Below are 23,629 nucleotides of genomic sequence, written 5' to 3' on the forward strand. Positions count from 1 at the left end.
CTCAACCTGTGGGAGCCGTCGGATGCTACTTCTGGGCCCGGCGGCCCACGCTGGTGAACATCCAGTAGCAGTAGGCGAGCGTGTCCGGGTTGTGCATCGCTTCTGCCAGCCGGTCAAGCTGTTCGGTGGTGACGCCACGCGCGAGCAACGCGTCGCGCATCTGATGCGAGTTAGACAGGTGCAGCAGGCATCCGGGCTCGCCGCCTGCCCACAGCCGGCTGTGGACGACGGTTTCGACGTCTTGCAGGCCGGCCGCGACCATCGCGACGGGGGAACGTCGGGCCCAGCCGAGGTCGGCGCCGTGCGCTTCCAACTCGGCGAGCAGTCCGGCCTGGAACGCGTCGAACGCCTCCCCGGCGGCCTCGGTGGGTGCGTGCACCATCCAGTCGCGGCGGGTGCCGTCCCAGTCGGACACGACCAGCAACCCGCCCGGCTTGAGCGCGGCGATCAGGCGGGTGAGGACGAGGTCCCGCTCGGCGATGTGCAGCATCACCAGGCGGGTGTGGATGAGGTCGTAGTGCCCTTCGGGCAGGTCGCAGGTACGCACATCGTCGGCGCGGACGGTGATGTTGTCGGCCGGTACGACGTTGTGCGGGTCAAGGTCGAGGGCGGTGACGTTTCCGGTCGGCCCGACCCGTTCGGCCATCCAGTGGGTGATGGTGCCTTGGCCGGGGCCGAGGTCCAGGCACCGCCAGCCCTGGGCGATGCCGGTGTCGGCGAGCACCTGGGTGGTGTGCCCGTCGAGGATCTCGGCGAGCAGCCGCAGTTGCGATCCCCGCTCGTAGGCGTTGCTGAACGCGTACTGCGACGCCTCGTCGTTCGTGACGGTGGTGCTCATTGGTGTCTCCTTCGCTTGAGGGGCTATTCGCCGGGAGTGGTCAGGGTTTGAATGGGGACGTTGGCGCGTGCCGCGCGGCCGTCGGCGTGGACCTGGCGCAGGTACCACGGCTGGATCGGCGTGTGCTCGGTGCCGAACCGCCAGTCGTCTGGAGGGCTGGGGATCGCGCCGAGCCAGCCGATCGCCGCGATGATCGACGCGGAGGTGGGATGGGGCCCGGCGGCGGCGAACACAAAGGTGGTGTATTCGTCGAGGATCTCGGCGAACAGCCCCATTTGCGATCCCCGCTCGTCGGCCTGCGAGCCCTCCTCATGCGGATCGGTGGTGCTCACGCGTGTCTCCACTGCTGAGGGGCTACTTGCCGAGAGTGGTCAGGGTTTGAATGAGGACGTTGGCTCGGCCGCGGCCGTCGGCGCGGACCTGGCGCAGGTACCACGGCTGGATCGGCGAGTGCTCGGTGCCGAACCGCCAGTCGCCCCGGGGGCTGGGGATCGCGCCGAGCTTGCCGATCGCCGCGTTGATCGACGCGGAGGTGGGATTGGGCCCGGCGGCGGCGATGGCCTGGTCGAGCAGAAGCGCCGCGTCGTACGCGGTGACGTTGTAAAGGTCCGGAACAGTGGTGTACGCCTTCTGGAACTCCGTGGCGAACGCGCGGTTGGCGGGGTTGTCCAGGTCGGGCGCGTAGTTCAAGGACGAGAAGATCCCGTCGGCGGCGGCGCCTTGTCCGGTCAGCACCGCACCTTCGGTGGTGAACCCAGCCGCGTACAGCGGCAGTTTCAGGCCGGACTGGCTGTACTGCGTCACGAAGTCCACAGCGTTCTTCCCGCCGAAGAACGCGAACACTGCTTTGGCGTCGGTGGCCGCGACGGCGTTGAGGTACGGCAGGAAGTTCGTCGTGGTCGGGAACGGTGTGAAGAGGGCCTTGTCGTCCGGGTTGGCGAGCTTGCCGCCGCCGGCCTTGTACGCGTCGACGAACCCGCCGACCTGATCCCAGCCACCTTTGTAGTCGGGTCCGATGGCGTACACCGAGCCTTTCACATTGGTCCGGATGTAGTCGGCGATGGCGCTTCCGGCGTCACGGTTCTGCCAGCTCGTGTGCCAGGTGTAGGTGAGGTCCTTCAAGTCGTCGGGCCGGCCACCGGTGGCCACGTAGGGGATCTTCTTCTCGGTGATCACCGGGTAGATCGCCGCGACCGCGTCGGAGCTGATCGTGCCGACCACGATGTCGACGCGGTCCTGCTCGACCAGCTTCTTGATCCCGGTCCGGGCGGCCTGCTTGCCGTCTGCCTCGTCGACGACCGTGGTCTTGATCTCGTGGCCGCCGAGCTTGCCGCCGTGGGTGTCCAGGTACAGCTGCCATCCGCGCGAGAAGTCGTCGCCGACGGTCTTGTAGACGCCCGACTGCGGCCACACCAGGCCGATGTGGATCGGTCCTCCGGCTGCGGCCTGGTCGTCGTCGGCCAGACTCGATCCGGTGCAGCCGCTCACGGCGAGCAATGCCACCGTCGTGAGCACTGCCATGGGCCGTCGCCATGTTCGTTGTCGGGTCACGGTTCTCCTCGCTTCGTTGCTGGGGATGGGAATGCCGGCGCCGGTCGGCGCTGGTCAAGCACGTGTTCGACCAGGGCGATCAAGGTGTGGCGAACCTGCTGGCGGTCGCGGGCGTCGCAGGTCAGCAGCGGCACGTGCTCGGGTATGCACAGCGCTTGGCGCACCTCGTCCAGGTCGTAGGCCGGGGCGCCGTCGAACGTGTTGAGCGCGACCGCGTAGGGCACGCTCCGGTTGTCGGCGAAGTCGATGGGGCCGAAGGAATCAGCCAATCGGCGGGTGTCGGCGAGGACGACCGCGCCGATGGCGCCGCGGAACAGCTCGTCCCACATGAACCAGAACCGGTCCTGGCCCGGGGTGCCGAACAGGTAGAGGATCAGCGTGGAATCGATGGTGATCCGGCCGAAGTCCATCGCCACGGTGGTGGTGGTCTTGCGTGGAACGAGGTCGGTGTCGTCGACCGCCGCGCTGGGCGCGGTCATGATCTCCTCGGTCCGCAGCGGGGTGATCTCGCTGATCGCGCCGACGAAGGTGGTCTTGCCGACCCCGAACCCTCCGGCCACGATGATCTTCGCGGACGTCACTCGCTGGGTGCCGCCGTTGGTGGTGACGCCGGCGGCATCACCACCAACGGCGGTGTGAGATGGCGTGATCATGCCGGCTGCGGCTGCCGCGGTTCGGGGGTGAGGGCGGCGCCGCTGCGGTCGATGAGGGTGGCCATCTCGTAACTGACCTGACCGAGGTCGCAGTCCTTCGCGGCCAGGACGGTCAGGCTCGATCCGTCGCCGATCGCCATGATGATCAGGAAGCCGCCTGCCATCTCGGTGACGTTCTGTTCCACCATGCCGCCGTTCATGATCTGCGACGCGCCGGTGGTGAGTGAGGCGATCCCCGAGGTGAACGCGGAGAGCTTGTCGGCGTGATCGCGGGGCAGCTGCCGGCTGGATGCGATCAGCAGCCCGTCCGAGGCGACCGCCAACGCGTGGCCGATGCCGGGTACCTGGTGGCAGAGCTGGTCGAGCAGGTAACCCCAGTTGCGTGTGGCTGTCATCGTGCGTTGCCCTTCGATGTCGAGTGGACAGTTCGCCGGCCAGCGAGGCCGAGCCCGTGTTGGAATGCCGTCATCTGCCGGCGAACCTTCTCCGGCGCCCGCTGCATCGGGACCGGTGGCTGTGCCGCCGGTGCGGCCTGGGGGATGACCCGTTGGCCGGGTCGACGTACCGGAAGCCCTGACCGGGTGGTTTCGATCGGTTCGGCTGGGACGACGACGGTCGGGTGCTGGCCGGCAGAGATGGCAACCAGCTCCCGTGTGGCTTCAGCCACCGGGTGGGCGTCGAGCCCGGCCGACGGTTGGAACCAGGATCGGTCACTCCACACCTGCTCGAAGATCAACGGCTCGACGGTGGCGGTCGCCGGTCCGTGGCCGACCGGCAATGAGTGACCGGCTGGCCGTGCGTGACCGACCGGCAGCGGCCAGGGGGGCGGCTGGTTCGCTGCGGGCAGGGCGGGCATCGGCATCGGCATCGGCTCATTCGTCAGTGCTCTGGTCAGCTCCGCTACCGCCGCGTCCAGGTTGTGCAGGAACAGCGATCCGGGCACCGTCAAGTCGACGATGGTTCCCTGCTGCGCGGTGGTACGGAACTCGACCTTGATGCCGTTCCTGTCGGCGATGGCACCGACGACGGGCAGACCCATCTGCTGGGTGGCCCGCTGATCGAGCCGGCGTGGGTTGGCCACACGGTCTCGGGCGGCCTGGAGTTGGGCGTCGGTCATGCCGGTGCCCTCGTCGCGGATCTGGATGTGCAACAGGTCGCCGACGTGGCGTGCGTCCACCAGCACCGGGGTGTCTGGCGGGGAGAACCGGGTGGCGTTGTCGAGCAGCTCGGCGAGAAGGTGGATCAGCTCGTCGGCGACGGCGCCGTTGATGTGGACACGTTCGTCGACGTCGCTGGTGTGGACTCGGGTGTAGTCGTCGATCTCCTGGCCGGCGGCGCGGATCAGATCGACCAGCGGTATCGCGCCGTCGCGGGGGCGTCCGCCCTGTCCGCCTGCGAGGATCTGCAGGTTGGCGATGAGCCGGCGGATCAGGGTGGCGATGTGGTCCAAATCGAATAGCTTCTTGAGTCGTTTCGGGTCCTGTTCGTCCCGCTCCAGTCCATCGAGGCTGACCATCATTGCGTCCGCGCGCTGTTGCAGCCGCCAGGACAGAGACACCAGGATCTTGCCGACTGCGGCCCGCAGCGCTGCCTGTTCTCCGGCGATCCGGACGGCGGAGGCGGTGATGGTGTTGAACGCTTCGGCGACCTGGCCCACCTCGTCGTCGCCATCGACGGGGATCGGTTCGGCCGCCGCCGCGACCAGCCGTTCGATGGTGGCGGGATCGGCGTTGTCCACGTCCAGGTCCCGGACCATGCTCGGCAGCCGGTTCGTGGCCACGTCCAGCGCACCGGCCTGGAGCCGGGACAGCGACCCGGCGAGCGACCTGGCCACCCACCAGCCGACCACCAGCACGATCAGCAGCAGCACGGCGAGGATGCTCGATGATGTGACGATGGAGCGCCGCTCGGCATCGCGTTCGGCGGTGACCTGGGCCAGGAGGGTGCTGTCGAGGTCGGCCTCGACGGCGTGCATGAGGCTGATGCGGGCGCCTACGGCGGTCGCCCAGCCTCGGGCGTCGGTGCCGAGATCCAGGGTCGTACCGGGCTGGGTTCGGGTGACCAGGCTTTGCAGGCGCTCGGCCGCGAGGATCTGCTTGCCGCCGCCGATCCGGCTGTTCAGAAGACCGCGCCAGGTCGGAGCGCCGAGGTCGGTGAAGGTCTGCAACGCCTCGGTCAACCCGGCGTTGGCGGCGACGATCTCCTGTTGTCCGGCGGGTGTCAGCCGGCCGCCGTCCATCGCCCGCACCGCAGCGACCTGGAGTTGGCTCAGCGACTCGATGCCCTGCGAGAGGGCGGCCACTGATCGCAGACCGCTGGCGCTGGTGGAGGAGACGCCGATCTGGCCGAGGGCCTGCCGGTAGGTGATCAGGTCGGCGACGATCGAGCGGTATCTGAAGGCGATCACGCTGAGTACCGCGTCTGGAGCCGTGGTCACCTTCTGCCGTAGCGCCGGCAGCCCGGTCAGTTCGTCGGCGATGCGTTGGACCATCGGGGCCAAGTTGCGCGGCAACCGGGTCCGTGACCGTTCGGCCCCAAACGTCTCGGCTGCCGCGTCCGTGGCGGCGGCCGTGCGCTGGTAGTCGGTCAGGGCGTTGGCGGTGCTCGCCTCGGCGAACACCAGCGCGGCTGCGGCGCGTTCGCCTTGCAGGGCTACGACCAGTCGGGCGCTGGTTCCGCCGAGGGCGACCAGTTCGCGTGCCTGCCCGGTGTCTGCTGCACGTCCGGCGGCCGACATGACGTTCAGGCCGGTCAGCGCCATGATGGCGAGCACCGGCAACGCCAGGATGATGGCCAGCTTGGTGCGAATGCGTCGGCGGCGAAGCCACCGGCGGCGCGTCGAGGCGGGCTGGGTGTGGGCGTTCATGGGCGTCCCGCTCGGGTTGAGGCGGGCACATAGCCGGCTGGCTGGTGGCCGCGATTGCCGGTCGGGTTTGACACACCGATGCGGCCGACGCCGGTGTTCATCCACCCCGTGTCGAAGCCGGGATCCGACGACTGGTCGGGCCGCCACGTCGCTGGGGATATTCGGCCGGGATCGACGAGACCGAACCCGTCGACGATGCGCTCGGCGGGCTCGGCATGGCGTGGAACCATCGCGGTGGCGACGTGGAGTCGGTCGGTCGGGGATGCGCCCCACGTTTCGTCAGTCACCGGTGGCCTCCGTCCAAGCGGTTCTGCGATGAGGTGTCGCCCCGGGTGTGACGCCGCCGGCACCACGGAGCAATGGAGCGACAAAGCTGAGAGCGTCGATCCGTGCCGTCCAGCGGTGCGACCAGCCGGCCGCACTAGCGGTGATGAGCCGGTCGGCGATTCGACGGGGATGGCACGGATAGCCGCGCTGCGGCATGCAGTGCTGGTTACGGCACCTGGTGGAGTCGCTGGGATCGGCCTGGTGTAACTCCGCGAGGCCCTGGCCCCAGAGCAGAAGCTCATGGTCCTTTGTGGACACTCTGGACACTGTCGCGGGCCCTGGGGCGGCGAGGATCACGGCAGCTTGCCCGTTCCAGCCCCGCCGGACACGAGGGCCTGCAGCTGCGGCCACCGGCGGAGCCGGGTGGCGTGCCGCAAGAACTTCCCGTCGTCGAACGGCCTGGCCACCTCTGCGGCGGCACTCAGGATCAACGGTGCGGCTGCTTGCTCGAACACGGCGGGCAGCTCGGTGGGTCGGACGGGACTGCTCGTGGCCGGCGTTGTGGCACGGGAGAGCGTGAGGCAGTCGATCGGGTACGCAGCCAGCACCGTCTCCGCCTCGCCCGGCCAGCGGGGCGCTGCACCGCTGTTGACGTCGCAGCACACCAAGCGCGCCTTGCGGATATCTCTGGAGGCGTAGCCGCCCAAGGCACGGGAACGTCGCTCACCCGCCTGAGCCGGTAGATCGGCGCCGCTGCGGGTCGCCGCGATACCGATCAGCGGCACCGCCGGCCGGCCGCCCGGTGGGGTGCCGATGCGAGGGCCGAACGGAGGCGAGGCCGCCGATTGGCGTCTCACGCCACCGAGGGGAGCAGCACGCTCAACCTGGATCACTACACCTCCTCTAGGACGGTTGACGCCTCGGCAACGTCGTGGCTGTTGGCTGTCTCACCCGGGAAACACCGAACGGTGAACAGAGGTCGACGCGCCGACTGAACGTCTTACACTCAAATCGACCAGGGGTGATGTCGGCCATAGGGAACGCGACGCTCCGACAATTCATTGACATCACTGTGGGTTACGCAGTTCGGCGAGCTGGCCTCGCGCAATCGGAGGCGCGGCGCAATTGGCTGCAGCCTGCTGGAAAGGGCCGAGGGGGTGCCGTCACGCACGGTAGTGAGAGCTCAATTCGCGGGCGGGAGGGTCCTTGCGGTTCCGGCGTCAGAGGGCTGACCCGTGCGCCCTCGATACGGTGTCGCTGAGCAAGACCGGCCTACCGTGCTGAGGCCGCGCGCTCGTCAGGCCGCTGCGGCGCCTGACCGTGTCGCTTCGTGCTGCGAGAGCCAGGTGTCGGCCGCCAATGCCGGCGGGCACGGCCACGACAGCCCACACCCAGCGGCGAGGCAATGAGGTCGGGCGATGGTCAGCGGAGGCCACTGAATTCCGCACTCGACCCAGGCGCGATCGGGTTGATGATCGTTCCAGTTCTGTACTGCCTCGTGGTAGGTCAGCCTGCGCTCGTCGCGCGGCGCCGAACTCGCATCAGTCATTGCGTACTCCGTGAAGGTTCCGTGCCGCGGCTGGCGCTCTGTTTGCGGTGGGCTGCCCCGTCCGTGTGTGCGCCACGTTTCCCAAGGGGAACCCGCGTCGCGCGGTGTCGGCGAGGGGTCGACAACACCGTTGACAAATCTCCGACAGACCGAGCCCGGCGCCAGGCGCCGCGTGGGCGGGGCGACGGCCGGACAGGTGCTCGCTGGGCGACTCGGCCGGGTCACGGCGTGGATCGGCCCGGCGCTGGTACCGCTCAGAAGGTCGAGGCCAAGTGTCAGGTCGACCACACCCGCAGCCTGTCGACGGGCTCTCGGCGCGCGGCGTCGTCCTGCGGGTTCCGGGTTCACCAGGACGGGTCAGGCGTACTCCGGTCGGCTGGACTTCAGGGGCGCCGACGGTCGATACGCCTCTCGATGAGATCGAGCACGCGGGCGTCTTCCTCGAAGTCGAGCAACACGTCGGGATCGAGGATCCAGCCCCGCAGCAGGGCCTGTCCTCAGGGGTTGGTCAGGTCGCTCGGCGGGCCGGCGCGGTGCGTCGCACGAGCCTTCGAGTCACTCGTTCGGGCTGCCCTCGACCGCGCTCGGCAGCCCGGTGGAGTGCGGCAAGCGCCCGTTGCGCCGGGTTCTGTGCGGTTCGATGGTCGGTGACTGCCCGGTACACTGCCGTTTGCGCGTTTACCGGAAAGACCATTCGGGACGGCGGCTTACATGATCACCCCTGAGGACCTCGCTGACGCCAGGCTCGCCCTCGGTCAACGGCTTGCGGCGTTGCGCCATGCTGCGGGACTGAACCAGGTGGACCTTGCGCGGCAGGTTGTAACCTCGCGCAGCACGGTCGCCAACGTGGAACGGGGCCGCCAGTCCGGCACCCGGGACTTCTGGACGCGGTGCGAGGGCATCGTGCGTGCGGACGGCGTGCTGCTCGACGGGTACGAGCGAGTCCGGATCCTGCAGCGGCGCCATGACCGGGAGTCCGGCTACCTGCAGCCCGACGGTGGTGCCGCCAGCTCGGGGCCGGAATCTGTGCAGGCCGGGCCGGACCTCGTCGCCGCGACGTCGGCGAGCGGTGGGATACCGGGTGCCGGATCGGCGAGGCCCGGTGCGGGCGTGCGATCCAGCGGTCCGGTCACCATCGGGGACGCGGTTCGTCGGCAGATCCCGGCGCTGCGGTGTGTGCTGGATGCCCACGACGTGCCGCAGGACGGCCCGGTCCGCGCGATTCCGGTGTTGCGCGAGGACGTCGCGGCGCTCGTGCGGATGCGGCTGCAGTCGCGCTACGGGCGGCTCGCCGTCCGGCTTGCGGACCTGCTGCCGGAGTTGCACCGGGCGCTGGACTCGACCGTCGGGCAGCGTAGGACCATGGTGGCCGATCTGCTCGTGCAGGCGTACCGGGCCGCGGACGCGGTGGCGGACAAGTTCGGCTACTACGACCTGTCGGCGCGCATCATCGGCCTGATGCTGGACGCAGCGACCGAGTCCGGCGACGAGCTGGCCATCGCCGCTGCCGCCTACGTGCGGGCGGAGACGTTTTTCGCCAACGGGCAGCACGAGGTCGGACGCCGCATGCTGGAACGGGCCTCGCTGCGGGTCATGCCCGAAGCCGGGGCCGGCGCGGCGGCGGCGTACGGCGCCTTGCACATGCGCGCCGCGGTCCTCGCCGCGCGGGCCGGCACGCTCGCGAAAGCCAACGATCATCTGCTGGAGGCCGGCTGCTGGGCGCATGGCCTGCCCGACGGCGTTTATGCCGGCACGGTGTTCGGCCCGGCGTCGGTACGCATCCACGAGGTCGCCCTGGCCGTCGACGGCGGCAATCCCGACGCCGCGCTCACCGTCGCGGCGCGGTGGCAACCACCCACCGACCTGCCCGCTGAACGCCGGTCGCACTTCTACATCGACCTCTCCCGAGCATGCGCGATGGTCGAGTCGCCGGAGCGGGCCCGGGACGCGCTGTGGACCGCGCGGGCGATCGCCCCCGAGCACGTGCATGATCACCCGCAGGTGCGCGAAACCCTCGACGGGCTGACCCGCGGCCGGCTCGGCCAGGACCCGCGGGTGCGGCAGTTGCGGCAGTGGATCGGCGCGGGCGCCGGCGTCAACTCACCGGTGCCGGCCGCAGCAGGTCGGGCAGTTCCGTCAACGAGCTGATCACGCCGAACGCGTTCGCGGTCGTGACCGGGTCGTCGGCCCAGAGGTGACCCCAGGGGCCGCGTCGGATCAGCACCGGCTGCAGGCCGGCGGCCCGTGCGGCCACGATGTCGTAGTCGCGGTGGTCGCCGACATAGGCAATCTCCTGCGCGTGGCCGGGCGCCCAGGCGGTGACCCGTTCGAAGAACAGCCGGTCGGGTTTGGCCACCTGCCACTCGCCCGACGTGGCGATCTCGTGGACCGGCAGGTCGAGCTGCCGCAGCAGCGACGCCGCGCGGACGGTCTGGTTGCCGGCCAGGCCGACCCACAGACCGCGTGTCCGCAGCTCGGCCAGGGCAGGCCGCACATCCGGATAGAGATCGTCCTGGCTGATCTGTTCCCCGACGCCGGACGCCTCCCGGCGCCCGCGTTCGGTCTCCATGTCGAAACCGGGCCGGAAGTACTGAAACGTCTCCGCGTTGTTGCGGCCTTGGGCCACCACGATGCCGAGCAGCGCCGAGAAAGTGTGCCTTGGCACCCCGATCCAGTCGGCCCACGCCGCGAACTCGCGCGTGTCGTCGAGAATCGTCTCACCGATATCGAACACCACAGACCGGAACATCGCCGCCTCGTCCCACTGAGCCCGTCACCTGCTCGCAAGACGGTAACGGGATTTGTCGTCCGACGGCGAGGCGGGCAGACCGGACCGGCGCCCAACCGGACGCGGGCGGGGGCAGCCGAGTTCGTAGCCGCCGCATCCACCTCGAGCCATTGCCCGCCGCGCAACCGCGCCGGGGCGCGTCGGCCGGGCAGGAAGGATCGGCGCAGGCCGGCGATCTGTTCGGTCCGAGGATCACACCCGCAGGCAGTCGAGGATCGCGGTGACGATGTGGTCCGGGTCCTTGCCGCAGCAGTCGATCACGTACTGCGGCCAGTCCTCGGTGGTCAGGAACTCGCGTGCCTCGCGGTACAGCTTCAATTCCCGGTGCGGGCCACCGAGAACCTCCAACCGGTTGCGTGACGTGCGCTGCTGGAGTCTGCCGGCCATCACCTCCGGATCGTCCTCGAGGTAGATGCTTGTGGCGGGCAGGACGTACTGGTTGTAGGCCCAGACCTCGTCCAGGTCGATCCCGTCCAGGCGCTGCAGGACCAGCGACGACTGGACATATCGGTCGGTGACCACATGGTGGCCCTTGTCCAGCTCGGCGATGATCTCCGTCTCCACGTGAGCGGCGCGGTCCGCGGCCACAGCGAGCGCGAGCGGTCGGCCCTGCAGCACGGCATCAGACGCGCGCAGCAGCCGTCCGAGCGGACCGTGGGTGGGTTCGCTGGTCAGGTGAACGTGCCGTCCGGTGCGCTTGCCCAGGCGAGTGGCCAGCAGGCCCGCGACCGTGGTCTTACCGACCCCGTGCGGCCCTTCGACCGCGATGAACAGACTAGTCATGATCGAGCTGCGGCGACGTTCAGCAGCCACGCAGGCACCTGCCGCGCGCCGCGGACGGCGGCCACCGGCCGCAGCCGGGTGCCGGCCCTCGCGAACCGGTCACCGCTGCAGCTGTCGACGATCATCGGCTGGGACACCAGGTACTCCTTGCCGGCCCATAGCGGGTCGTGTTGGCGATGGCGAGATCGCAATGCCATCTCGGCGGATACGACGGCCGAGATGGCGAAATCGCGCCGACCAGGACCCTCAGACGCCGAGGTTCTCGAACGGGAACACCACCGAGTTAAGGTCACCGGCCCGGATGTCGGATAGCCACCACGTGCAGGACTGACAATTCCCTGACAACACCGCTGGCCGCCCCGAGGCGCCTGAGGTCCACAGGGTTCGGCCGCATCGCACTCCCCTTGGAATCTCCTGGGCAACGCGTCCGGGCGCGGAGCCGGCGGAGGTCGGCGTCGTGCCCGTCGGCGACGTGCGGTCCGGCCGACCGTGAGCATCCACGCACCGGCCAGGGCGATGCGCCGGGAACGGCCGGCGAGCCGCCACCGGCGTGCCCGAGCGCGCAACACCTCGCTGGACGACGCCGGCGCCTATCTGGCTCAGGCGATGCCGATCCGTGAGGCGAGATCGCGTAGGCCGGGCAGGCTGGTGCTGCTGGACAGCAGGTGCTGGGTGAGCTGTTGTGCCCACGGCCGGTGCTGGACTTCCTCGGGTACGTCCCGCTCGGCGGCGCGCAGCGCATCGAAGGCGCCAGCGGGCCGGCCGCGGCCGTGCAGGGCGAGGGCGGTGTCTTCCCAATATCGGGCGCGTCGTTCCGGGGCAATGATGCGGCGTGGATCGACCTTGCGGGCGTAGTCGACGGCGGTGCCGTAGTCGCCGAGCACGCGGGCGACGCTGATCCGGTAGACCGCGACTTCGGTGCTGTTGAAACGGTCACCCAGGCCGGCGGCACGGGCCGGCGTTTCGGCCTCGCCGAGCAGGGTCCATGCGGCGTCTCGGTCATTGCGGATCGCCGCCGTATAAGAGGCCACCGCGAGCAGTTGCCCATACAGGGCGTGGTGGTCCGGGTCGGGCAGCGCCGTGGTGATGCGCAGCTGTTCGGCGGCATCGAGTACGAGCCGCTGAGCGGCGTCGCCATGATCGGTGCGTCGCAGCGCGGTGGCGGCGAGCCGGTGGCTCTCCGCCAGGACGAGAGGGTCGGTGCCGGCGGTGGCGGCCTGCACTGCACGGTTGGCGGTCGCGCGCGCCGTTCCGTTGTCGTGCATTTTGATCGATAGCTGGCTGGCGACGCCGTACGCCTGAGCGAGCCGGCTTGCCGCGGCGGCCTGGTCGTCGGCACCGGCGACGGCCCGGCTGGCGACGGCGTGGGCGAGCAGGTTCGGCAGTCGGCGGGCGAGCCGGGTATAGCGGGCGGCCCGGTAGTCGGCGCGGGCAGCGGTGATCTGCGCAGCCAGCTGGCTCGCCGGCAGAGGCTCGGCGGTGGTCGTGCCGAACAGCACATCCTCGATCGTGTCGCCGCGCACTGCGGCGGCCGGCCGGGGCAGCATCGCCGACATGCCGACCGCGGCCGAACCTGCGATGAAGTTACGTCGGCGCACGGTTTTGGCCCTCCGTCGATTGCCGCCAGGGTAAACCCGTCGCCGAGCTCATGCGGGGATGCCAGGCCGAGCACGTGTTCCGGTTCGTCATACAGCCGGGCGAGGCGACGCAGCGTGATCACGTCCCATACCGGATGGCAACCGCTTCCAATCGGGACAAGGACGATGTGTAGGAGGCGACGCCGCCGAGCCGGCAAGCCAGCCGCCAGCGTGAACAGCGTAGGCGAGCGCAGAATCGGACGGAGGTTCCATCCTCAGCGCGGCAACGGTGCGGTCCGCGTTCCGACACTGCAGCAGACGGCGCACCGTGACAACGATGAGCTGCCACGAGAGCGTGTCGGGAAAGCCGCGCGCCGGACCGGCGGCGGCTCGGGTAGCCTTGTGGCGGCGGGCTGCTAGCTCAATGGCAGAGCTGTGGACTTTTAATCCATAGGTTCGGGGTTCGAATCCCCGGCGGCCCACAAAAAATGCCCCCTGACCTGCAAATATAGGGGTGCATCTAATTGGCGAGTGTCGATGGGCGTAGCTGTTCACGGTGCTCCGGCGGCGAAAGACCTTCCACCGGGCGGGTCTCGCCGGGACGGTCTGCGGTGAAGCCCGCCCGCGACCGTTCGAGCGGCGACCTCGTCCCGCGCCGCAACCTGGATCGGCACGTCGTCGCCCAGTCGACGCTGGCGGTGGACCAGGCCGAGACTGCCACGGTCGCTCGGCCGCCCGTGCCACGCGGTCCGGGCCGACGCCGGGCGGTAGGCTCCGGTGTCGTGAGCGATGAGGGCGCCCTGGACGCGGTGCTGGCGCCGTTGACCGTCGCCGCACGCCTGGCGTCGCAGCAGGCACCGCCGTCAGCCGCGACGTGGCGGTACCGATCGTTCGCGGAACTCGTCCTGGCCGAGGGCGTCGTGGGCACCGCCCCGACCACCGACGTCGTCGGCCATCATCGGCGTGGACCCTCGGGACGCTGTTTCTCCAACGCCAGCTCTTGGTCACGCGACGATGGCCTGATCTACGCGGAGGGATACGCCGCTACCGCCCGGGTGCCGTTCGGGGTCGAGCACGCGTGGTGCCTGACCGGTACCGCTATCGTCCTCGACCCGACCTGGCCGCCCGGTCTCGGCGCCGTCTACGTCGGCATCGCGGTCACTTCCGCCTACCGGTCCAGCGTCGCGGAATCCTCGCTGCTGCACCCGCACCCGGCGGGCCTGGCGCTCCTACGTGACGGGCTACCCGATCACGCCCGTGTCCCCGCTTTCGACGGCTGGCGCCTGTCGCCGCGGCGATCGGGCGCCGCCTCATACTGATCAGCACGTGGCTTGCCACGGCGGGAACGATCGCCGACAGTTCAGCAGCGCCGGCCATCCGGGCACCGAGCATCTTCCGTTGGCTGAACGCGGGCCGCGCGGCCGGCGGGTGGTGTGGTTCAGCTCCTGGTGAACGCGGCGGTGACCGCGTCGCGGTGGGTGGTCCACCAGGCCAGCAGGGCCGACGCCGAGGTGAACAGGTGGTCGCAGGACGTGTCGGCCCGGTCGTAGTGCAGCCGTAGCTGCCACAGGTCGTTGCTGACGCGTTCCCACCACAGCCGGTGGACCGCGTCGGCCAGGCCGGTGTCGGCGACGGGGCGGCGTTGGCGATAGCCGGTGCTGAACGCGGCGATGCGGTCGAGGTCCAGTCCGCGCTCGTCGCCGTGACCGAACAGCAGTGTCGCGGAGCGGGCGATCTCCAGCCCCAGGGGCCGGACGTCGAGGCGATCCCAGTCGAGCACGGCCGACACGGATCCCCGGTTCCACAAGAGATTGAGGTATTGGAAGTCGCCGTGGGTGTATCCGCAGGGCTCGACCGGTATCACTGCGGCGGGGCGGAGATCCGCCGTCTGCTCGAGCAGGCGGCGGCGGTGGTGCAGTTGCGTCTCGGCGTAGCGGTCGAAGTCGTCGCGATCGGGCCGCTCGGTGATCAGATTCAGGTATCGGTCGATCTTCGCGTGGGCTGTCGCCACGTCGGTCACCGAGACCATGAGGTGGTGCGGGGCCAGGGGCATGATCTCGGCGAGGGCGGTGTGCAGGCGGGCCAGCAACTCGCCCAGCGCGGCGGCTTCGTCCATGGTCAGGGTCAGACCGTGGCGGTGAACGCCGTTGGCCCAGGGCAGGACCGCGTAGACCGCGCCGTCGACGATGACCACGCTGTCGTCGTCGGCGATGACCGGGACTGGTACGGGCAGGCCGAGGCGGGCCAGCGCTGCGGTGGCGCGGTGCTGGCGGCGGGCGGCGGCGGCATCGACGTCGAGGACCTGCTTGATCGCCCACTCGCCGAGCGTCGTGGTGACTCGCCAGTTGCGGTTCATGAGGCCCTCGGTGACCTCGTCGGCGCTGACGACCAGGCCGAGCCCGAAGGCGTCGGCCACCTGCTGCAAAGTGCTCTGGTTCGGCGTCGGCGCGCCGGCCGGGTGGGCGGAATGGGACCGCATCACCAACCCATACCAGCCGCGCTGGCCCGCGACCGCGAGCCACACCGCGATCCCTACGGTCGTGGGGGGCGACCGGTCGAGGGTCTGGCTACAGGTGGGTGGTGTCGGCACTTCCGGGGTCGACGAGCCGAGCGGTGTCGGCGTACCGGTGAATGTGCCCAGGTAGGTACGCGTGAACGTGCCCAGATGTTGATCTTGAATCGTGGGTGAGGGTGGTGGGTGTCAGTCGCCGTTGGCAGGGATGCCCTGGTCCAGGTCGTTGAGGTGGGGGTGTTGTAGGCGGTAGCGGGCGAAGGCGAGCATGTCGATGAGCCAGCCCGGTCCGCCGTGGATGCCGTGGGCCTGCAGGAGGGTGTCGACCTGGTGGCGGGTTGCCGGGCCGGCGTGACCGAAGAATTGTTCGCAGATTTCGAGGAGTTGCTCGAGGTCTTGCTCGTGCTGGGCGCGGCGGGCGGGCATGGGTTGTCTCGCTTGCCGGTCGGGTTAGGCGACGTTCTCGAGGGCGGCGAGGCGGTTCTTGAGGCGGTAGCTGGGTCCGTTGATCGCGACGACGTCGCAGTGGTGCAGCAGTCGGTCGAGGATGGCGGTAGCCAGGACCTCGTCGCCGAAGACCTGGCCCCATTCGCCGAAGCTTTTGTTCGAGGTGAGCAAGGTCGAGCCCTTCTCGTACCGCTTCGAGATGACCTGGAAGACCAGGTTTGCCTCGGCGCGTTCCAGCGGCTGGTAGCCCACTTCGTCGATCACCAGGACGTTCGGGCGTAGGTAGGTCTGCAGCTTGCGGGCCAGGCGTCCGATCGCGTCGGCGGCTTTGAGGTGGCGGACCATGTCGTCGAGGGTGGTGAAGTAGACGGTGAACCCGGCCCGGCAGGCCGCGACGGCCAGGGCGACGGCGACGTGGGTCTTGCCGACGCCGGGCGGCCCCAGCAGGGCGACGTTCGCGTGGGCCTGGACGAACGCGAGCGTGGCCAGGTCGCGGATCTTGCGGGGGTCCAGCTCGGGTTGGAAGCTGAAGTCGTAGTCCTCGAGGGTCTTGTGGTGCGGCAGCTTCGACAGGCGCAGCCCGGCGCGGAAGCGCCGGTCGTCGCGGACGGCGAGTTCTTCCTGCAGGACCAGATCGAGGAAGTCGAGATAGCTCATCGCGTCGGCGTCAGCGCGTTTGGCCAGCTCGTGCAAGGTGCCGGACAGGTGCGGCAGGCCGAGCTTGGTGGCGCTGGCCTGGATGCGGCTGGTGACCAGCTCAGTCACTTCGAAACGTCCTTCAAATGGTTGGTGCGGGCAGGTGTGAACGGACTCGTGCCGGCGATCTGGTCATAGACCGACAGCGGGCGGGCGGCGACAGTGACCTGCGCGGCGGCGGCCCGGGTGAGCAGAGCCTGCAGCGGGCTGCCGCCGGGCCGGTCCCGCAGGCGTGGTTGCGGCAGCGTGTCGCCGGTGGTGACCGCACGGGTGTGCCCGTCAGGCAGCCCGTCCCAGTGCGTTTCGTCGACGACGCGGGCGCCGCGGCCGACCGCGCGCGGATGGCTGGCCAGCAGCGTGTCCTCGCCGGCTGCGGGCGTGGTGGCGTGGATGGTGATCGTGGCGGCGCTCGCGCGGATCTCGACCAGTTGCCGGTGCCGGACCCGACGGGCCGGCACCGAATACAGGTTCCCGGCGTAGGCGACCAGGCAGTCCTTACCGACGTGCCGCAGGTGCCGGTCGGTGACCACGTACGGCCGGTTCGGTATCGGCCGCAGCGCGGCGTGGTCACGGGCCGCCCGCACCCCGATGACCTCACCGTGGGTGCGGTGCGTGCGCGAGCGCCGGTCCGGCACCCACGCGAGGAACGCGGCGTCCATCTGTTCGATCGAGGCGAACCCGCGGCCGGCCAGGACGTGATCACGCACGATGGTGACCTGCCGTTCCACCCGGCCTTTCCCGGTCGGCCGGTAGGCGGCCAGCACGTCGATGTCGAAGTCGTAGTGCCCGGCGAAGCCGACCGCCTCCGGATGCAGCGGCACCGCCAGACCCGGGGCGACGTGCCGGCGGACCACGGTCTTGGTCCGGTCGTAGACGATCGAGCCGGGCACCCCGCCGAAATGCGCGAACGCCCGCCGATGGCAGCCCCAGAACGCGGCCAGGTCCTGGCTGGTGGTGAAACAGCAGAACGGATCCCGCGAGTACGACAGCACCATGTGAAACGAGTAGACCTTCGCGACCCCGACATGGGCCAGGATGCCGCCCTCGTCGCCCCAGTCGACTTGGGCCTGCGCGCCCGGGACGACCTCGAACCGGCGATGCAGCCCGGCCAGCTGGTCCGGGGCGATCCCGAGCTCGGCGGCGATCCGCGGCCGGGCTTCCTGCAGATACAGCTTCACCCGCTGATAGTTCCCGGCGAATCCGTACTGCTCGACCAGGCGTTCGTGGATCACGGTGCCTTTAAGCAGCAGCTCCGCCCGCAGCCACGCGTCGATCACGTGCGCGAACGCGTCCACCGCCAGCGGCCGCCGCGGTCGCGCCGCCCGCTGCGGCGTCTGCCCCAGCTCGGCATTCAGGTACTTGCGCACGGTCCGCCGGTGCAGCCCGGTCTCCCGGGCGATCTCGGAGATGCTCAGCCCCGCGTCACGCAGCGCCCGGAACCGGCGCAGCTCCAGCCACCGCTCCGCGTCCAGCACCACACCGCAACCCTCCGCCCCTAAACCATCTCAAACAGGACGAAGTTTCATCCAACCCGCACCCCTTGAACCCCCGGACCTGGGCACGTTCATCCGTACGTGGCTGGGCACATTCACGCGTACCCCGACAAGCGGCCTACGGCTCGCCGGACGTTGACATCCCGCCGGTCAGGCCGCCCGAGGCCGTCGGCGGCGGGGAACCAGGGCCGCGGCGGCCTCGGCCTTGGCGCGCTCGCTTTCGAGTTCGACGATGACGCTGGTGTAGGTGTTACTGGTGACGGTGATGGTGGAGTGCCCGAGGAGTTCCTTGACGTCGGTGAGGTCGGCGCCGGATGCCTTCAGGAACGTGGCGGCGCAGTGGCGCAGGTCGTGGAGCCGGATCGGGGGGAGCCCGGCGTCGCGCACGAGACGGTCGAAGGCCTTCGTGACGGCGTCCGGGTGCCACTTCTCGCCGTTGGGCTGGACGAAGAAGAACCCGGTGTCCGGCCACTTGCTGCCGCAGACCAGCTGCCAGCGGGCACGGCGGGCGAGGTAGGAGCGCCATGCGGCGACGGTGAAGCTGTCCAGCGCGAAGGTCCTGTTCCCGGACTCAGATTTGACCTTTTTGTCGACCGGGTCGTATCCGTCGGTGGTGCGCTGCAGGTCGACTGTCGCGAGGGCGTCGTCGAGGTCGACGGTGGTGTCGCGCAGCCCGAGCGCTTCGCCGCGGCGCATCCCGCGGTGCATGATGCCCACGAACACGGGATAGAGGGCGATGTCGTGGTCCTGGGCGAAGTCGAGGAACTCTCCGGCCTGCTCGGGGGTCCACACCATGACCGGGCTGGGCTTCTCCCCGGTCTCGCGCCACCGAGCGACGGCCCTGGCGGTCCATACCCGAGGCTTGTGCTGCGTGGCGGACGGCAATTCGACGTGCGCGGCCGGGTTGAAGTCGATCAACCGGTTGTTGTTGCGGCTGATCGCGTCGTTGAGGGCTTTGCGCAGGGTGGCGCGGATGCGTTGCATGGTCGTGGGGCCGGTGGTCCGAACCGCTCTGACGGTGGCGCGAATCACCGGGTCCTCACTTTGCCGGGCGATCTCGACGGCGATGTTGAAATCGGCGATCGCGGTGAACATCGCCGCGATGTGCTCGACCCGCAGCTTCACCAGCGGGATCCCACCGAGGTGCGGAACGAGGTGCACGCGGATGTGGCAGCCGTAGGCCCGTTTGGTGCCCGGCTCGATGCTGCGCCGAGACTCCAGCCACTGCGGTAGGTACTCCGCCACGGTCATGTCGACGGTGGCCGGCAGGCCGGCGTTGACCCGCTTGGCGATGGCGTCACGGTCGGGCAGCGGCGCTCCGGCCTTGACCTGCTTGAGCAGGTCCGCGATCTCGGTCGCGAGGGCGGTGTCGTCGCCGGCGAGCGCCAGCAGAGCGATGGCCTGGTTGCGGTCGTTGGCGGCGTCGTCACGGCCGTCGAAGGTGTAGCGGCGCAGCGGTGACCGACGGGAGCCGTCGAGCCTCTTCGGTAGTTCGAGTTGGTATCCCCACTTTCCGTGGTGGGAGTTCCAGGTACCTCCGGCCCGGCGCAGCTGGGGGCAGTTCTGGCCCAGCTTCCTGCCGGCGGCGTCGCGGCAGGTGCAGATTTTTTGGATGGATCCTTCCGCCATGGTGGTGTGGCTCCTCAAGGGGTTATGGGGCAGCCCGTGGCTGCGGATTTCACATGGGTGATCGACGCGTGCCTTCGCGAACAGATCAAGTCGCCGGCGGGGCAGGGTCGGGCGGTTGTACGTCATCGGCGGCGGGCAGGTGCAGGGCTTGGAGGATCGCCGCGACCGGGACGCGGTAGCGGCTGCCGAACTTCAGCACGGCGACCGGGAACTGCTCCCGTTTGGCGAGGTCGTAGGCGGCGGCGCGGGACAGCCCGAAGATCCGCGCTGCGGTGGCGATGTCGGTGACCAGTCCGAGGGCACGGATCCGGTCGAGGGTCCAGGTCGTGTCGTCGGCGGGCTGATCGCTGGTGTGCGGGTGCAGGTCGTGGCCGGGCATGGTCATGGCAAAGCGGTCCTTCCAGGACGTGGGAGGTGATAAGGGGAAAGCTGGGAAGCCGCCGGCCCTGCGAGGCGACGCCGCCCGCCGGGAAGACGGCGCGCTGCCGCGCAGATGCGGTGCCGCAGTCCTGTGCGGGACCAGGACCCGCCTGCGGGGCAGGGCACCACCGGGCTAGTTGGCCCGGTCGAGCCAGGACAGCAGCTCGGGCAGCTTGCGGCGAAGGTCGAACACCAGGTGGGGTGCCGTCGGCCGAGTGGCAGCCGATCGCGGCGGCGCGCCGCAGCCGCCGCAGCGAGGTGACGCGGCTTCGGTGGGGCGGGAGTCGTGTCCGACGCTGCGTCGGGTGGCGGATGCGCCGCCGCCGATCCGTGTGGACCGGCAGCAGGGGTCTGGGCACAGCGGGTGTCGCGGGCACTTGCCCTGTGCGGCGAGGTGAGGGTTCATGTGTCCGCGTCGGAAACGGTTCGGCACCGGCCACGCGGCAAACGCCGCCCGTCGATCGACGACAAGGAGGACCCTGTGACGGACTGCGCGTCACCGCCGCCCCGTACCGACCCGACCGACACCGGACCGGATCTGGACCCGGCGTCGGACACGGTCGGTATCGACCCGGAGGACACCGAGGTCGTGCCGGCCGCGTTGATGGGCCTGGTTACCGCGGCGCGGACGACCTACCGCGCCATGCAGGCCAACGGCTGTTATCCGGCGATCATGGCGGTCGGAGCGGTGGAGGACACCGTCGCCACGCTCGCTCGGATCAGTTCTGACCTGAAGCTATACGTGGGCGATTACTCCGGCGAAGGTCGTAAGGCCGTCGAGCGGGCAGGTGATCTGCTCGGCCAGGCCCGGAGCGCGCTGAGCGACGCCCGGCACCATCTGGCGCTCGACGACATGGCCGAGCCCGAACTGACGCAGCCGGAGGTAGCGGCGCTGATCAGGTAACGGCCCGCCCATCGACATGGGCGAGGTTTTGCCCCGAGGTCGCAATCGCCGGGCAAGCACGTGTTGAGCCGCAGCCGTAGGCTGCGGCTCAACACGTGCACGGTGCTCGGGTATCCAACCTTGGTGGAAGTTCTGCCTTGCCCTGCTACAGACGGCGAAACAGGAACGTCAACCGGCCGGCAGCCCGCCGACCGCAGGTGGCCGCTGCGCTCGCTGGGCAGCTTCGTCGTTGGCAGCGATCCGCTCGTCGACGTCCTTGGGATACGCGGCGTAGTAATCCAGAACGGCAGACACCTGGACGACCGTCAGCCCAGTGACGATGCAAAGCTCGCTACGCAGGCGCTCCCCCTGCCGGGCAGGATCTTCGTCGTGGACGGCATGCATGGCCACGATGACTTCCCAGACGTCTGGACCGTCGCACAGTGCCGCGCGCGGGCCGGTGGGTCCCTGCCGAATGACAATTCCGGGATGCTCCCCGCAATCGCCTGCGTCGGCGGCTGCGGGAGCGGCTGCCGGGCCGATCGATGCCAGTGATTCCACGGTGGGCCTGTCGGCCTCAGCGCGCACCGGTCCTGACATGCCTGGGTTGCCGCGTCCGCCGTTGGTGTCAGCCATGACCCAATCCATGTCCATCACTGGGTTGAGTGCAAGTCATCTGGCGCGATGGTTTCCCGCGTGAGGGTCTGGAGCCAGCCCAGTAACTCGGGTAGCTTGCGGCGAGGTCCGTAGGTCAGGTGCGTACCGTCCACCGAGTGGCAGCCGATGGAGGCGGCGTAACGCATCCGACTGAGCGAATTCACCCGGCCCATGTGGACGAAAAGGCCCCGCGCGCGGGCTTCGGCCGCCAAGGCGGCAGCAGCCGAACTGAGCTTCCAGGCGGTGGTCCCGCCCAGAAACAACGCGTCGGTCAAATCCCAAGGCACCGGTTGGTGTTCAAGGCCGTCCTGCGCGACGAGGGCGGCGCGGTAGCCGGCGGCGCGGACGCGGGGCAGCATCGGCACCGAACGGGCCAGCGTGGCGGCAGCGTCGCCAACGACGTCCGGGGCCGTCGCGAACGCGCACCGCGCCGCGTGAGCGGCGTGCCGGGCCAGCCAGGCCAGATACTTCTCGTCACCCGGGTAGCGGCCCGGAGTAAAGCAGGAGTTGTCGGCGCACCAGTCCACGCCGTCGGGCACCGTGTTCCCGGCGGCCGGGGTGGCGATCATGCCGAGCTGGCCGGCGCGCATCGCGTCACGGACGAGCGGGCCGGAGGCGGTGGCGTAATAGCGCACGGGCGGCCAGCACGGCGGCGACGGGTATCAGGGTGGCCCAGGCTTTGACCCACAGCTGGCCGGGCAGCGCCGACCAGACCGGGAAACCGGCCAGGGCGAGGAACACGATGGTGTCCAGCGGGGCGCCGACCATATTGGAGGCCAGCACCGCGCGCAGGAACCCGCGGCGGCGCAGCGGCTGGTACACCAGCAGGTCGGCCAGTTCCGACAGCGTGAACGCTGCCGCGGAGGCGACCGCGAGTGCGGGTCCGGCCAGCACAGCGCTGAGGAACGCGCCGACGGCGATACAGGCCAGGACCGCGCGGCGTCCGACGACGTCGTGGACCCAGTCCCGGGCAAACAAGGTCAAGCCGGCGACGACGGTGCCGGCGGTGGCGGTCAGGCCGAAGCCGACCGGGACGAGCCCGAAGCGCGCGGTGAGCCCATTCGCGGCGACGACGCCGCCGGCGAAGGCCAGCATCGCCACCGCCGCCGTGCCGGTGTGCCGGTGGCGGCGCAGCCAGGACGGCCGGCGGTGACGGGCGCGGCGGGCCGGCTCCCGCCGGAGCCGGGTCGATCGAGCCTGGGTCGGGTCGCCGTGCGGGTGGAGGTGGGCCGGCTCAGTGGATGCTGTCAGTGGTGTGGTGGGGCCGGTCATGGAGATGCCTCGTCTCGTGAAAAGGGGACGGACCCGCCGCTGCTGCGGGGGTCCGTGTTGGTGATCTGGGGGTAGCGCGCGGCGGCGGGAGGTTCAGCGGCCGTGCCGGGTGGCGGGGATCGGTTCGGGTCCGAGGTTGCGGACCGAGCTCTTGGTCAGCGCGTCAGCGTGCAGGTGTACGTCCGACGGCGGCAGGGTGCGCAGTGCGGCGCTGAGCTGCCGGTGGGCGTCGATCCGGGCGCTGTCGCGGTCGGCGGCGGTGAGGGTGACACTGAGCAGGACCGTGGCGGCGATGGTGTGCAACGGCTGGGTCGGTAACCACGGGTTGCGGGCGATGTGGATGACCCGGCTCGCGGTTACCGATTCGGCGGCGGGACGCCGAGCCGGGACTTGCCGTGCAGAGCGGGTGCGCAGGTATCCGACGCGCACGGGCCGTACCGCGGCCACGATGAGTCCGGCTGCGGTGAGCTGGGCACGGGCCGGGGTGTGGGCGGCGACGGTGACGGTGACCGGCAGCCGCATGCCGACGATGAACCGGTCGCGTAGGGGCGTGATCCCCAGCGCGGCGAGAGCGTCGTTGGCGACCGCGCCGGTGACGACGCGGCGGTTCACGAGTTGGCGTACGGCGACGCGGATCCCGGCTGCGACCGCGATGTCGTCCGCGCCGCTCGAGGCGGCTGGTATCACGGTGGTGTTGTGGTCAGTGAGGGTCGGGATCATTGGTGGCCTCCTGCTCGGGCTCGGGTGT

General features: G+C 69.8%; 24 protein-coding genes and 1 tRNA gene. 4 read left to right on the forward strand and 21 right to left on the reverse strand.

Annotated elements, in window-relative coordinates:
• Positions 1 to 25: 25 nt before the first annotated feature.
• The 7 genes from DMB66_RS21165 to DMB66_RS21195 form a co-directional block, all read right to left on the reverse strand.
• Positions 26 to 838, reverse strand: coding sequence for a class I SAM-dependent methyltransferase (locus tag DMB66_RS21165; RefSeq protein WP_125805846.1), 813 nt, complete (start codon positions 836 to 838; stop codon positions 26 to 28).
• 23 nt (positions 839 to 861) lie between these two features.
• Positions 862 to 1,170, reverse strand: coding sequence for a hypothetical protein (locus tag DMB66_RS21170; RefSeq protein ID WP_125805847.1), 309 nt, complete (start codon positions 1,168 to 1,170; stop codon positions 862 to 864).
• A 22-nt stretch (positions 1,171 to 1,192) separates the two neighbouring features.
• Complete coding sequence (locus DMB66_RS21175) at positions 1,193 to 2,359, reverse strand: ABC transporter substrate-binding protein (protein ID WP_125805848.1); 1,167 nt, start codon at positions 2,357 to 2,359, stop codon at positions 1,193 to 1,195.
• 26 nt (positions 2,360 to 2,385) lie between these two features.
• Entirely contained in the window at positions 2,386 to 3,042 is a 657-nt protein-coding gene (locus DMB66_RS21180; protein WP_125805849.1) for an ATP/GTP-binding protein, read from the reverse strand.
• A complete protein-coding gene (locus tag DMB66_RS21185; protein ID WP_125805850.1) occupies positions 3,039 to 3,437 on the reverse strand; it encodes a roadblock/LC7 domain-containing protein in 399 nt (132 codons plus the stop codon). The genes DMB66_RS21180 and DMB66_RS21185 overlap by 4 nt, the downstream gene beginning before the upstream one ends.
• Positions 3,434 to 5,908 (reverse strand): nitrate- and nitrite sensing domain-containing protein, encoded by a 2,475-nt coding sequence (locus DMB66_RS21190; protein ID WP_125805851.1) that lies wholly within the window; start codon positions 5,906 to 5,908, stop codon positions 3,434 to 3,436. The genes DMB66_RS21185 and DMB66_RS21190 overlap by 4 nt, the downstream gene beginning before the upstream one ends.
• 620 nt (positions 5,909 to 6,528) lie before the next feature.
• Entirely contained in the window at positions 6,529 to 7,032 is a 504-nt protein-coding gene (locus DMB66_RS21195) for a hypothetical protein (protein WP_125805852.1), read from the reverse strand.
• Positions 7,033 to 8,435: 1,403 nt separating this feature from the next.
• Between DMB66_RS21195 and DMB66_RS21200 the strand changes: the two genes are divergently transcribed.
• Positions 8,436 to 9,872, forward strand: coding sequence for a helix-turn-helix transcriptional regulator (locus tag DMB66_RS21200; protein WP_125805853.1), 1,437 nt, complete (start codon positions 8,436 to 8,438; stop codon positions 9,870 to 9,872).
• Here DMB66_RS21200 and DMB66_RS21205 read toward each other — a convergent pair.
• The 4 genes from DMB66_RS21205 to DMB66_RS21215 form a co-directional block, all read right to left on the reverse strand.
• Positions 9,820 to 10,473, reverse strand: coding sequence for an HAD family hydrolase (locus DMB66_RS21205; protein ID WP_125805854.1), 654 nt, complete (start codon positions 10,471 to 10,473; stop codon positions 9,820 to 9,822). The genes DMB66_RS21200 and DMB66_RS21205 overlap by 53 nt on opposite strands.
• A gap of 231 nt (positions 10,474 to 10,704) precedes the next feature.
• Positions 10,705 to 11,295, reverse strand: coding sequence for a dTMP kinase (gene tmk, locus DMB66_RS21210; RefSeq protein WP_125805855.1), 591 nt, complete (start codon positions 11,293 to 11,295; stop codon positions 10,705 to 10,707).
• On the reverse strand, positions 11,292 to 11,432 hold the full coding sequence (locus DMB66_RS61280; RefSeq protein WP_158647310.1) for a hypothetical protein: 141 nt from the start codon (positions 11,430 to 11,432) through the stop codon (positions 11,292 to 11,294). Before DMB66_RS61280 ends, tmk begins: the two co-directional genes overlap by 4 nt.
• Before the next feature lie 462 nt (positions 11,433 to 11,894).
• Positions 11,895 to 12,893, reverse strand: a complete 999-nt coding sequence (locus tag DMB66_RS21215) for a hypothetical protein (protein WP_125805856.1) — start codon at positions 12,891 to 12,893, stop codon at positions 11,895 to 11,897.
• Between the two features lie 389 nt (positions 12,894 to 13,282).
• Here DMB66_RS21215 and DMB66_RS21220 point away from each other — a divergent pair.
• Both DMB66_RS21220 and DMB66_RS21225 read left to right on the forward strand, forming a co-directional pair.
• A tRNA-Lys gene (locus DMB66_RS21220) sits at positions 13,283 to 13,354 on the forward strand.
• A 300-nt stretch (positions 13,355 to 13,654) separates the two neighbouring features.
• On the forward strand, positions 13,655 to 14,191 hold the full coding sequence (locus tag DMB66_RS21225; protein WP_125805857.1) for a hypothetical protein: 537 nt from the start codon (positions 13,655 to 13,657) through the stop codon (positions 14,189 to 14,191).
• Between the two features lie 119 nt (positions 14,192 to 14,310).
• Here the strand turns inward: DMB66_RS21225 and DMB66_RS21230 are convergent, their stop codons facing one another.
• The 6 genes from DMB66_RS21230 to DMB66_RS21255 form a co-directional block, all read right to left on the reverse strand.
• Positions 14,311 to 15,351 (reverse strand): phosphotransferase, encoded by a 1,041-nt coding sequence (locus DMB66_RS21230; RefSeq protein WP_125805858.1) that lies wholly within the window; start codon positions 15,349 to 15,351, stop codon positions 14,311 to 14,313.
• 222 nt (positions 15,352 to 15,573) lie between these two features.
• Positions 15,574 to 15,810 carry a hypothetical protein gene (locus DMB66_RS21235; RefSeq protein WP_125805859.1) on the reverse strand — a complete coding sequence of 79 codons (237 nt, stop codon included), beginning with the start codon at positions 15,808 to 15,810 and terminating at the stop codon, positions 15,574 to 15,576.
• A 24-nt stretch (positions 15,811 to 15,834) separates the two neighbouring features.
• Complete coding sequence (gene istB / locus DMB66_RS21240; RefSeq protein WP_125805860.1) at positions 15,835 to 16,596, reverse strand: IS21-like element helper ATPase IstB; 762 nt, start codon at positions 16,594 to 16,596, stop codon at positions 15,835 to 15,837.
• Positions 16,593 to 18,005, reverse strand: coding sequence for an IS21 family transposase (gene istA, locus DMB66_RS21245; protein ID WP_125805861.1), 1,413 nt, complete (start codon positions 18,003 to 18,005; stop codon positions 16,593 to 16,595). Before istA ends, istB begins: the two co-directional genes overlap by 4 nt.
• Positions 18,006 to 18,170: 165 nt before the next feature.
• Positions 18,171 to 19,649, reverse strand: coding sequence for a tyrosine recombinase XerC (xerC, locus tag DMB66_RS21250; protein ID WP_125805862.1), 1,479 nt, complete (start codon positions 19,647 to 19,649; stop codon positions 18,171 to 18,173).
• A gap of 85 nt (positions 19,650 to 19,734) precedes the next feature.
• Positions 19,735 to 20,034: a helix-turn-helix domain-containing protein gene (locus DMB66_RS21255; protein WP_233624740.1), complete on the reverse strand. Its 300-nt coding sequence runs from the start codon at positions 20,032 to 20,034 to the stop codon at positions 19,735 to 19,737.
• A gap of 516 nt (positions 20,035 to 20,550) precedes the next feature.
• Here DMB66_RS21255 and DMB66_RS21260 point away from each other — a divergent pair.
• Complete coding sequence (locus DMB66_RS21260; protein ID WP_125805863.1) at positions 20,551 to 20,973, forward strand: hypothetical protein; 423 nt, start codon at positions 20,551 to 20,553, stop codon at positions 20,971 to 20,973.
• Positions 20,974 to 21,141: 168 nt separating this feature from the next.
• On the opposite strand, the gene DMB66_RS21265 is transcribed toward DMB66_RS21260, so the two are convergent.
• From DMB66_RS21265 to DMB66_RS21280, 4 genes are all read right to left on the reverse strand, one after another.
• Positions 21,142 to 21,588, reverse strand: coding sequence for a hypothetical protein (locus DMB66_RS21265; protein ID WP_125805864.1), 447 nt, complete (start codon positions 21,586 to 21,588; stop codon positions 21,142 to 21,144).
• A gap of 17 nt (positions 21,589 to 21,605) precedes the next feature.
• Positions 21,606 to 22,244, reverse strand: coding sequence for a hypothetical protein (locus tag DMB66_RS21270; RefSeq protein WP_199752546.1), 639 nt, complete (start codon positions 22,242 to 22,244; stop codon positions 21,606 to 21,608).
• Positions 22,204 to 22,881 (reverse strand): VUT family protein, encoded by a 678-nt coding sequence (locus tag DMB66_RS21275; protein WP_199752547.1) that lies wholly within the window; start codon positions 22,879 to 22,881, stop codon positions 22,204 to 22,206. Before DMB66_RS21275 ends, DMB66_RS21270 begins: the two co-directional genes overlap by 41 nt.
• Before the next feature lie 93 nt (positions 22,882 to 22,974).
• Positions 22,975 to 23,601, reverse strand: coding sequence for a hypothetical protein (locus DMB66_RS21280; protein WP_125805865.1), 627 nt, complete (start codon positions 23,599 to 23,601; stop codon positions 22,975 to 22,977).
• Between the last annotated feature and the right edge of the window lie 28 nt (positions 23,602 to 23,629).

The sequence above is a fragment of the Actinoplanes sp. ATCC 53533 genome, from assembly GCF_003947245.1.